Origin of the sequence: Mesorhizobium sp. M7A.F.Ca.CA.001.10.2.1 (genome assembly GCF_003998575.1) — a bacterium.
Lineage (GTDB): Bacteria > Pseudomonadota > Alphaproteobacteria > Rhizobiales > Rhizobiaceae > Mesorhizobium.
The window spans coordinates 1-9,061 of record NZ_RZQY01000206.1; the positions used below are offsets into that span (position 1 = coordinate 1).

Genomic DNA, 9,061 nt, shown 5'->3' on the forward strand with positions numbered 1-9,061 from the left:
GTCCCACGAGGCGGAAAACCACAAAGCGCTCCCGATTTGACACTTGAAGCTCCAAACAAACAAAAAGCCCGGCCCGGCGAGGTCACAGCGGTGCTCCGCCGCATCCTCGCTGAAAACGGCAAAGAGTATCGCTGGACCTATGTCGTCGCCGTCTCTTGCCTGCTGATCGTTTCCGGCACCACCGCCTTCACGGCGTGGATCATGGCCCCGATGATCAACCAGATCTTCTACGAACGACGCGGCGATATGCTCTGGTTGATCTGCGCCGGTTTCATGGGGGCCTCCCTGCTGCGCGGCTTCGCCGGTTACGGCCAAGCAGTCGCGTTGGCCAGTATCGGCAACAATCTGGTCGCGCGCTACCAGAAGCGTAGCTTCGACCATCTGATGAAGCTCGGCGTCAACTTCTTCAACGATACGCGTTCCGGTCGGCTGGCGGCACAGGTCAGCGAGAATGTCGGCGGCGTTCGCGATCTGCTGTCGCTGACACTGACCTCCATCAGCCGCGACGCGGTCACGCTGGTCGCTCTCGTCGGCGTGATGATCTATCAGGATCCGGTGTTGTCGCTCAGCTCGCTGCTGATCGGCCCTCCACTGATCTGGGCCGTCGTCTATATCACCCGCCGACTGCGGCGTATCAACCGGGAATCCGTCCTGATCAATTCGCGGCTGAACGGGTCCGTGCAGGAAGCCACGCAAGGCATCGCCATCGTCAAGGCCTTCACCTTGGAGGCCGAGCTGGCGCGCCGCATCGGCATCATGGCGGACACGGCCGAGCAGCGTAACAACAAGATCGCCCGCGTCTCGGAGCGGCTGTCGCCGATTTCCGAGATTCTGGGCGGTCTCGCCATCACCTCCGTACTTGCCTATTCCGGCTACCGGGCGTTGTATCTTGGGCAGCCGCCGGGCGCGGTTTTCTCCTTCATCACCGCGCTGATCATGGCTTACGATCCGGCAAGACGCCTGGCGCGCACACAGGTGGGCATGGAACGTGCCCTGGTCAACGCGCGCATGATCTACGAGTTGCTCGACCTGGAGCCGAAACAGGGCGACGCACCCGATGCCGTCGAGGCGAGGATCACCACCGGCGAGGTGCGTTTCGACAATGTGACGTTCGGCTACAGCGCCGACATGCCGGTGCTTAGGGACCTGAGCTTTACCGCCGCGGCCGGCAAGGTGACGGCGATCGTCGGTGCGTCGGGCGCCGGCAAATCGACGCTGGTGGCCCTCTTGCAGCGCTTCTACGACGTCGACCGGGGCAGCATCGAGGTCGATGGCCAGGACATCTCGAAGGTAACCAAGCATTCGCTGCGGCAGTCGATCGCCTATGTGGCGCAGGCGCCCTATCTGTTCGAAGGCACGATCCGCGACAACATCCGCTACGGCCGTCTGTCGGCCACGGACGCCGAGATCGAGCAGGCGGCGAAACAGGCGGCAGCCGACGAGTTCATCCGCCAGCAGCCGCAAGGTTACGACACGCCGGTCGGCGAAGGCGGCTCGACCCTTTCCGGCGGCCAGCGCCAGCGCGTCTCGATCGCCCGCGCCATCGTGCGCCAGGCACCGATCCTGCTGCTCGACGAGGCGACATCGGCGCTCGACAACGAGGCGGAGGCGCGCGTCCAGGAAGCGCTGACCCAAGTCATGCAAGGCCGCACCACCATCGTCATAGCGCATCGGCTGTCGACGGTGGTCAATGCCGACCACATCATCGTGCTGGAAGAGGGACGGTTGGTCGAGGAAGGCACCCATGCGACGCTGATGGCCGACCCGGACAGCATCTATTCCCGCTTCCACCGCATCCAGGGCAAGAAGGGACTGGGGCTTGTCGAGGACCGCGAGCCGATCCAAACTCCGGTCCGGGCCACGCGTGCGAAGAAGACTGCTGTGAGGAGCACATGAGCGAAGCAGGCGATATGGGCCTGGTGGTGGTGGGCGCTGCCGGCCGCATGGGCCAGACGCTGATCCGCGCCATCCACACCATCCCCGGCGCGCGGGTCATCGGCGCGGTCGAGCGGGCGGGTTCGCCCTATCTGGGCAAGGACGCAGGCGAACTGGCGGGCATCGGTATCATCAACGTGCCGATCGGCGACGATCCGCTGCCGGTCTTCGCCAAGGCAGACGGCGTGCTCGACTTCACCACGCCTGCTTCGACGGTCGAATTCGCGGGCTATGCGGCGCAGGCGCGCATCGTTCACGTCATCGGCACGACCGGGTGCACGGCCGACGACAATGCGAAAATCGCGGCGGCGGCGCGCCATGCGACGATCGTCAAGTCGGGCAATATGAGCCTCGGCGTCAATCTGCTGGCGGTGCTGGTCGAGCAGGCGGCACGCGCGCTCGATGCCGACGATTTCGACATCGAGATCCTCGAAATGCACCATAAGCACAAGGTCGACGCGCCATCGGGCACAGCGCTGCTGCTGGGCGAAGCCGCCGCCGCCGGGCGTGGTATCGAGCTTTCAGGCAATGAGGTACGCGTCCGCGACGGCCACACCGGCGTGCGCAAGACAGGCTCGATCGGCTTTGCCACCCTGCGCGGCGGCTCTGTCGTCGGCGACCACAGCGTGATGCTGGCCGGCACCGGCGAGCGCATCACGCTTGCCCACCATGCCGAGGACCGCGCCATCTTCGCTCGGGGCGCCGTCAAGGCGGCGCTTTGGGCGCGCGGCAAGAAGCCGGGACTGTATTCGATGCGGGACGTGCTCGGCCTCAGCTGAGCCGGCCTGATCCATAAACCTCTTTGTCTAACGCAATTCCGGGCGGAAAACCGCGTCACACTTTTCCTGGAATTGCTCTTGAAGGAGCAAACATGTCGAGAACCCTCGTGCTCGTACGCCACGGCCAGAGCGAATGGAATTTGAAGAACCTGTTCACCGGCTGGCGCGATGTCGACCTGACCGAACAGGGCCACGCCGAGGCCAAGGCCGCCGGCCAGAAGCTCAAGGCGCGCGGCCTGAAATTCGACATCGCCTTCACCTCGGCGCTGATCCGGGCGCAAAAAACCTGCCAGCACATTCTCGACGCGGTCGGCCAGAGCGACCTGAAGACCATCCGCGACCAGGCACTCAACGAGCGCGACTATGGCGACCTTTCCGGCCTCAACAAGGACGACGCCCGCAAGAAATGGGGCGAGGAGCAGGTGCATGTCTGGCGCCGCTCCTACGACGTGCCGCCGCCCGCCGGCGAAAGCCTGAAGGACACCGGCGCCCGCGTCTGGCCCTACTATCTGCACGATTTGCAGCCGCACGTGCTGCGCGGCGGCACGGTGCTGGTCGCCGCGCACGGCAACTCGCTGCGCGCGCTGATCATGGCGCTGGACGGCAAGTCGGGCGAGGAGATCGTCAAGCTGGAACTCGGCACCGGCGTGCCGGTCATCTACCAGCTCAACGCCGATTCCACCGTCGCTTCGAAGGAAGTGCTGGACGACTGAGCCGGCGAACGGAGCACCTGCGAAAAAAGCGCGTTGACAGCAATCGCTTGCCCGCTTACATGAGCCCGCACCAGCCCAGATGGCGGAATTGGTAGACGCGCACGGTTCAGGTCCGTGTTCCGCAAGGAGTGGAGGTTCGAGTCCTCTTCTGGGCACCAAATTCCCGTTTCGAACCATTCGCCGGTTCAGAAACTTAGAGAAAAAGCCCGGCTCGTCCGGGCTTTTTCTTTGCCGCCAACCTCCCCTTCCGGCCAGTCCCCTCACAAACCGCTTCAAACTCCGCGCCCGCTTCGCTACGCTCAAAACCATGGCTCAATCCACCACCCAGATATTCGGTGCCCGCCGCGACCAGGCGTTCCCCACGCTGGCCGAGGTGGACATCGACCGCATGCGCCGGTTCGGCGAGGCCAGCGCCTATGCCGCCGGCGAGCACATCATCGAAGCAGGCGATGTGGCGCCCGGTCTGATCGTCGTGCTGTCGGGCAGCGTGGACATCACCCAGGACGGCGGGCTCGGCCGGCGCGAGACGATCGTCACCCATGGCCCCGGCAGCTTTGTCGGCGAGCTGGCGCAGCTTTCGGCCCGTCCCTCGCTGGTCAATGCGCAGGCCGCCGAACCGGTGGAGGCGTTCGTCATCGCCTCGCAGCGGCTGCGCGACCTGATGGTGCAGGAGGCCAATCTCGGCGAGCGCATCATGCGGGCGCTGATCCTGCGCCGCGTCGGGCTTTTGGAGAGCGCTACCAGCGGGCCGATCATCATCGGACCCCAGGACAATGCCGACGTGTTGCGCCTGCAGGGCTTCCTCGCCCGCAGCGGCCAGCCGCATCGCGTGCTCGATTCCGGCAGCGATCCCTGCGCCAAAACCCTGGTAGAACGCTTCGAGGTCGATCCTCACCACCTGCCGATCGTGCTCTGTCCAAACGGCAGGCTGCTGATGAACCCCGGCGAAAAGGACCTCGCCCGCTGCATCGGCCTGCTGCGGCCGATCGATGCCGATACGGTCTATGACGTGGCCATCGTCGGCGCCGGCCCGGCAGGGCTGGCGGCGGCGGTCTATGCGGCCTCCGAAGGCCTATCGACGATCGTGCTCGACTGCCGCGCCTTCGGCGGACAGGCCGGTGCATCCTCGCGCATCGAGAACTATCTTGGTTTCCCCACAGGCATTACCGGCATGGCGCTGATGGCGCGCGCTTACAACCAGGCGCAGAAATTCGGCGTCGAAATGGTCATCCCGGACGAGGCGAAGCTTTTGAGCGCCGCCTCCGACGCGTCAGGCGCCCGCTATCTGCTCGATGTCGGTGATGGCGAGACGTGCGCACGCGCAGCGTGGTGATCGCCAGCGGCGCGCGCTATCGCCGCCTCGACATCGCCAATCTGGCGCGGTTCGAGGGAACGTGCGTGCATTACTGGGCGTCGCCCATTGAAGGGCGGCTTTGCGCGGACCAGGAAGTGGCGCTGGTCGGCGCCGGCAATTCGGCCGGGCAGGCGGCTGTCTACTTGGCCAGTCATGCGCGCAAAGTGGCGCTGCTGGCGCGCGGTGGCAGCCTCGATGCCAGCATGTCGCGCTACCTGGTCGAACGCATCAAGGCGCAGCCGAACATCGAGGTGCTGACCGGGACCGAAATCGAGGCGCTGGACGGCGAAGAGGGCAATCTTGGCACGGTGCGATGGCGCAACCGCGCCAGCGGCGCGGAAACGACGCGCCCGATCCGCCATCTCTTTCTCTTCATCGGCGCCGACCCGAACACCGATTGGCTGGCGAATTGCGGTGTGGCGCTGGACGCCAGGGGGTTCGTGCGCACCGGATCGGAGCTGGGATCGGCGCAGATGGAGACCAGCCGCAGCGGCGTGTTCGCCATCGGCGACGTCCGCGCCGGTTCGGTCAAACGCGTCGCGGCGGCTGTCGGCGAAGGCGCCCAGGTGGTCGCGGCATTGCATGCATATCTCGCGCGCGCGGACGCACCTCAAACAGCAGGGAGACCATGATGGATGAATGCAGGCATACGCGCGACATCAGGAAGGTGACGCCGAGCGCGCTCGGCTGCGAGGAGTGCCTGAAGAGCGGGTCGCAATGGGTGCATTTGCGGCTCTGCCGCACCTGCGGCCATGTCGGCTGCTGCGACGACTCGCCCAACCGCCACGCCACCAGGCATTTTCACGCCACCAAGCATCCGATCATCGAGGGCTACGATCCGCCGGAAGGCTGGGCATGGTGCTATGTCGACGAGGTGTTTGTCGACCTCGGCGACGACGTGACCCCGCAGAACGGCCCGATCCCGCGCTTTGTTTGAGCGGCGCCGCATGGCGACGGAATCCCGGGAAAAGCGCGATCCGTCCGGGCTTCATTGGCGGCGGTTTCCCTGCTGAACGGCCTGGCAGTCAGTCAGCGAAATACAGATATCCCAGCCACCCGGCCAGCACGATCGAGGCAGTCCAGATACAAACAATGATCACCGCCGCGTAGCGGCTCACCGGCCTGTCGGCGGCCAGCGCGGCGGTCTTTCTGTGTTCCGCCATCACCTCGGGCGGTATCATCCTGACCACGGCAAGGACGCCCAAAGGGACAAGGATGACGTCGTCGAGATAGCCGATCACCGGAATGAAATCGGGGATCAGGTCGATTGGCGACAAGGCATAGCTTGCAACACACACGGCAAGCGCCTTGGCGTACCAGGGCGTTCGGGGATCGCGAGCGGCGAGGTAGAGCGCATGCACATCGCGCTTGATCGTTCGGGCCCACTCATTCAGTGCCATCGGATGATTTTAGCGCCAAATGAAAACCGCCGATAGCGCACGCCAGGCGCCCGCCTCCGACAGCATCTCGAAGAGCCGATGACCGCCGGTCTACCGCACGGAGCCGGTGACGGTCGGGTCGATCATGCTGGGAACGGATTTGCGTTCGTTGCCGGCAAGCGCCGCTATGATCAGCAGGCTGGCAACCACCGGGACAAACAGGATGGCAACGCGAGCTTGCACGTAGAATATGGCGCGCCATTCATTGCGCTTGTCGGGGCTGTTGCTCATCATACTCACTTTGTCGTCCCCCACGCGGTGACATAGCCGCAAACAGTTAAACAACTCCTTCCGACTTCGTTAACCCGGCGGAATTGAGGCGAAATTCCCAGGCGATCCCAGAGATGGCGAGCCAGGCTTCAGTTCAGCCCGATAAGCCTGGCGCCCTGCCGGAACAGCGCCACGGCGTCCGGCTCGAAGCGGAAGGTGCCGATGAAATCGTCGGCGCAATAGTCCGGCCTTGTCTTGCGAATGGCGGCGGCGAAGCCGCGCGCCTCGTCGAGCCGTCCGGCCAGCGCCAGGCAGTGCGCGGCGATCGCCAGTATGATGGCGTGGGCGTTGGGCCGCGCCGCCGCCTTCAGCGCCCATTCGGCCGCTTCCTCGAACTGGCCGAGCCGGACATGCGCCATGGCGCGTGCGCCCAGCATGCCGAACAGCAGCGGGTCGAACGGGCTGAGATGGCGCGAATGATCCGAAGAGCCTATCGCCGCTCGCGGGTCGCCCGACTGCGAATGCACGAAGGACAGCGCGTAGTGGCCAAGCGCGAAGTTGGGGCTGAGATCGACAGCCCGCTCGAGTTCGAGCAGCGAGCCGTCCTGCTCGCCGCGCAGCCACAGCGCCCGGCCCATCGCCCAATGCGCGGCCGGATTGTGGTCGTCGACCAGCAGGCTGTGTCCGGCGCTCTCGAAGGCCAGCGCGCTTTCGCGGTCGCGGTCGCCCCAGCGCTGGAAGGCGTTCTGCCAGTGGGTGAAGGACAGGCCGGCATAGGCGCGGGCAAAGGTCGGGTCGAGCTGCAAGGCCTGGGCAAAGAAATGCCGCGCCTGTTCGTTTTCCGCCTGGGTGAAGCGGTACATGTGCCAGAGGCCGCGATGGTAGGCTTCCCAGGCGTTGAGCGAGTTGGGCGCCTTCAGCATGGCGCGGTTGCGCTCGACGGTTTCGATCTCGGCCGAGATCGAGGAGACGATACTGTTGCCGATGTCGTCGAGCACGGAAAAGATGTCATCGGGCCTGCGCTCGAAGGTCTCGGCCCAGACGATCCTGGCGCTGCGCACCTCGATTAGTTCGACGCCGACGATGAGGCGGCCAGACGGGCTGCGCACCGTGCCGGTGGCGACATAGTCGACATTCAGCCGGCGGCCGGCATCCTCGGGCGCGATGTTCTGCTCTGCCAGCGCAAACACCGATCCGCGCGCGATGACGAAGAAATCCCTGAGCTTGGCCAGGCGGGTGATGATGTCGTGGGTGAAACCGTCGGCCAATCCGCCGCGCGTGCCGCCGCTCTCCTCGACAAACGGCATCACCGCCAGCGAAGCGTGGCTGGGCTCGACCGGGCCGGGTGCGGCGGGCATGGTGGCCACCAGTGGCGATAGCGTGGACAGGCAGGCCGCCTGTGTCCGTAGCGAGGCCCCGGGCCGTTGTTCACGGATCGCCTGCCAGGCCGCGCGAAGCGGTGCGAAATCAAGCTCCTCCGACCGGAACAATCGCTCCGCCGAAGCCAGGTGCTGCTCTGCCGCGGCGACCTCGCCGCGCCCGGCCAGATTGGACAGCAGTGCTGCATGCGCACGCGTGTCGAACGGCGCCAGTTCCACCCATGTGTCGAGATGGGCGATCGCCTCGTCACTATGCGCCGGCAGGCTCGCGACAAGCCGTTCCAGCACGGCGGCATGGCAAGCGCTGAAGCGGCGGCGCTGCGCGATCAGCCAGCTGTTGAAATGCGGGCTGCGCTCGAGCTCCAGCCCGTCGAGGAAATCGCCGGCAAACAGTTTGGCCAGCGCCCGCAAGCGGCCGACATCAAGCGTGCCGATCCCTTGCGCGGCGGCGCGGCTGACCTCCAGCGCATCGACCAGGCAATCGCTCAGATCGAGTGCTACCGTGTCGCCCTGTGTCACGACCCGGTGTCGGCCCGGCGCGTCGAGTGCGCCGCGCAGCTTGCTCAGGCACCAGCGCAGCTCGCCCCTTGGATCGTTCGGCACGTCCCACAGCAGCTCGCACAGACGGCTGCGGCTGACAGGATGCGGCGCCAGCGCCAGATAGGCCAACAGAGCGCGCAGCTTGCGTGACGACGGCAACGTAACCGGCACGTCATTGCGGGAGATCGCCAGCGGTCCGAGCAGGCGCACGGAAAGGACCGGCATGTCGCCGTCCGGCCTCGATCGGCTGGATTCCACGTGCGTTTCCACGCCTGCTCCCACGCTGGCCTGTCGGCCTCTCCTGTATCACCAAACACGACACGGCGCATCCGGCAGCGGATTTCAGCGCCGGATGCAGCCATTGCCGCTGTGCGGCATGTCAGTCCTAGCGCGGCAAGGTCACCAAACCTCGTCGCCCAACCCGCCGGTTTGTAACCGGCCCGTGAAGACAAAACGCGATGACAATCAAGGAGACCAAGATGTTGCAGCAGCAGAAGATCAGAACCACGGCCGGGCGCGGCCGCTTGTTCGACAGCATTCTCGACACCGTCGGCGACACGCCGGTGGTGCGCATCAACAATCTCGGACCGGCCCACGCGACGATCTACGTCAAGGCCGAGTACTTCAATCCCGGTGCTTCGGTGAAGGACCGGCTGGCGCTCAACATCATCGAGGAGGGCGAGCGCAGCGGTGCGCTGAAGCCGGGCCAGAC

8 protein-coding genes, 1 tRNA gene and 1 pseudogene are annotated in these 9,061 nt (G+C 65.5%); 7 read left to right on the forward strand and 3 right to left on the reverse strand.

Features of this window, described 5'->3' with window-relative positions; all coding sequences use genetic code 11:
- Positions 1–36 precede the first annotated feature (36 nt).
- The 6 genes and pseudogenes from EN964_RS15255 (at position 37) to EN964_RS15280 (ending at position 5,718) form a co-directional block, all read left to right on the forward strand.
- Positions 37–1,896 (forward strand): ABC transporter ATP-binding protein, encoded by a 1,860-nt coding sequence (locus tag EN964_RS15255; protein ID WP_127268268.1) that lies wholly within the window; start codon positions 37–39, stop codon positions 1,894–1,896.
- The gene (dapB, locus tag EN964_RS15260; RefSeq protein ID WP_127268269.1) at positions 1,893–2,714 is read left to right on the forward strand and encodes a 4-hydroxy-tetrahydrodipicolinate reductase; all 822 of its coding nucleotides are present in this window, start codon (positions 1,893–1,895) and stop codon (positions 2,712–2,714) included. Before EN964_RS15255 ends, dapB begins: the two co-directional genes overlap by 4 nt.
- Before the next feature lie 92 nt (positions 2,715–2,806).
- A complete protein-coding gene (locus EN964_RS15265) occupies positions 2,807–3,427 on the forward strand; it encodes a 2,3-bisphosphoglycerate-dependent phosphoglycerate mutase (protein ID WP_127268270.1) in 621 nt (206 codons plus the stop codon).
- Between the two features lie 73 nt (positions 3,428–3,500).
- A tRNA-Leu gene (locus EN964_RS15270) sits at positions 3,501–3,585 on the forward strand.
- Positions 3,586–3,734: 149 nt separating this feature from the next.
- A pseudogene (locus tag EN964_RS15275) lies at positions 3,735–5,413 on the forward strand (FAD-dependent oxidoreductase).
- Positions 5,410–5,718: a UBP-type zinc finger domain-containing protein gene (locus tag EN964_RS15280; protein ID WP_027040253.1), complete on the forward strand. Its 309-nt coding sequence runs from the start codon at positions 5,410–5,412 to the stop codon at positions 5,716–5,718. The pseudogene EN964_RS15275 and the gene EN964_RS15280 overlap by 4 nt, the downstream one beginning before the upstream one ends.
- An 88-nt stretch (positions 5,719–5,806) precedes the next feature.
- Here EN964_RS15280 and EN964_RS15285 read toward each other — a convergent pair whose 3' ends face one another.
- From EN964_RS15285 to EN964_RS15295, 3 genes are all read right to left on the reverse strand, one after another.
- The gene (locus tag EN964_RS15285) at positions 5,807–6,181 is read right to left on the reverse strand and encodes a YkvA family protein (protein WP_127269768.1); all 375 of its coding nucleotides are present in this window, start codon (positions 6,179–6,181) and stop codon (positions 5,807–5,809) included.
- Between the two features lie 90 nt (positions 6,182–6,271).
- Positions 6,272–6,451 (reverse strand): hypothetical protein, encoded by a 180-nt coding sequence (locus tag EN964_RS15290; RefSeq protein WP_023814179.1) that lies wholly within the window; start codon positions 6,449–6,451, stop codon positions 6,272–6,274.
- A 128-nt stretch (positions 6,452–6,579) separates the two neighbouring features.
- A complete protein-coding gene (locus EN964_RS15295) occupies positions 6,580–8,574 on the reverse strand; it encodes a BTAD domain-containing putative transcriptional regulator (protein WP_127269770.1) in 1,995 nt (664 codons plus the stop codon).
- Between the two features lie 254 nt (positions 8,575–8,828).
- On the opposite strand from EN964_RS15295, the gene EN964_RS15300 reads away from it, so the two are divergent.
- The coding region (locus EN964_RS15300) for a pyridoxal-phosphate dependent enzyme (RefSeq protein ID WP_127276503.1) at positions 8,829–9,061 on the forward strand (233 nt) is incomplete at its 3' end.

Bases quoted from the DNA above. Each gene is read 5' to 3' on its own strand.
- EN964_RS15290 (WP_023814179.1), bottom strand. From the start codon at position 6,451: ATGAGCAACAGCCCCGACAAGCGCAATGAATGGCGCGCCATATTCTAC.
- EN964_RS15285 (WP_127269768.1), bottom strand. From the start codon at position 6,181: ATGGCACTGAATGAGTGGGCCCGAACGATCAAGCGCGATGTGCATGCG.
- EN964_RS15280 (WP_027040253.1), top strand. From the start codon at position 5,410: ATGATGGATGAATGCAGGCATACGCGCGACATCAGGAAGGTGACGCCG.
- EN964_RS15295 (WP_127269770.1), bottom strand. From the start codon at position 8,574: ATGCCGGTCCTTTCCGTGCGCCTGCTCGGACCGCTGGCGATCTCCCGC.
- dapB (WP_127268269.1), top strand. From the start codon at position 1,893: ATGAGCGAAGCAGGCGATATGGGCCTGGTGGTGGTGGGCGCTGCCGGC.
- EN964_RS15265 (WP_127268270.1), top strand. From the start codon at position 2,807: ATGTCGAGAACCCTCGTGCTCGTACGCCACGGCCAGAGCGAATGGAAT.